Raw genomic sequence first — 592 nt, 5'->3', positions numbered from 1 at the left:
CGGCGCCGTCCTGGCCGGCCTGTTCCTGAACCGCCGGCTGCCCTCCTGAGCGATCAGACCGGCAGTCGCCGGTTGATCAGCAGCGCCAGCGCCGTCGCGATCAGGGCGGTGAGCACGCCCAGGCGCAACCACCCGGCACTGCCGGGACCCGGCACGGTGCGGTAGCCGATGTCCTTCTCGATGGCGTTGTAGCTCTTGGACAGCTCGTCGACGGTGCCGGCGGTGTAGGACTGCCCGCCGGAGAGCTTGGCGATCATCTTCATCTGGTCCGTCGAGACCGGCACCGCGACCCGCTGCCCGTCCATCTCGATCTCGCCGGTCTTGGTGCCGAACGAAATCGTCGAGATCTGCACGCCCTCGGCCTTGGCGGCCCGGGCCGCGGTGAACGCCCCCTGCGGGGCGTTGGGATCCAGCGGCACATTCTCGGCGCCGTCCGACTCCAGCACGATGCGGGCCGGCGGCGGCGTGTCGCCACCGGTGATGGCGGTGGCGCTGACCGCGTGCAGGGCGGTGAAGATGGCCTGCCCGGTCGCCGTGCTGTCGGCGAAGTCGAGCTTCTTGAGCGCGTCGATCGTCGCCTGGTGCTGCGGCG

General features: G+C 70.8%; 1 pseudogene. It reads right to left on the bottom strand.

Features of this window, described 5'->3' with window-relative positions:
* Positions 1-53: 53 nt before the first annotated feature.
* Positions 54-592, bottom strand: a pseudogene (locus tag A5702_RS04535) (hypothetical protein); the annotation flags it as partial.

Source organism: Mycobacterium sp. E3339, from assembly GCF_001666915.1.
In the GTDB taxonomy this organism is placed as follows: domain Bacteria; phylum Actinomycetota; class Actinomycetes; order Mycobacteriales; family Mycobacteriaceae; genus Mycobacterium.
This window is presented reverse-complemented; position numbering and strand designations above follow the sequence as displayed.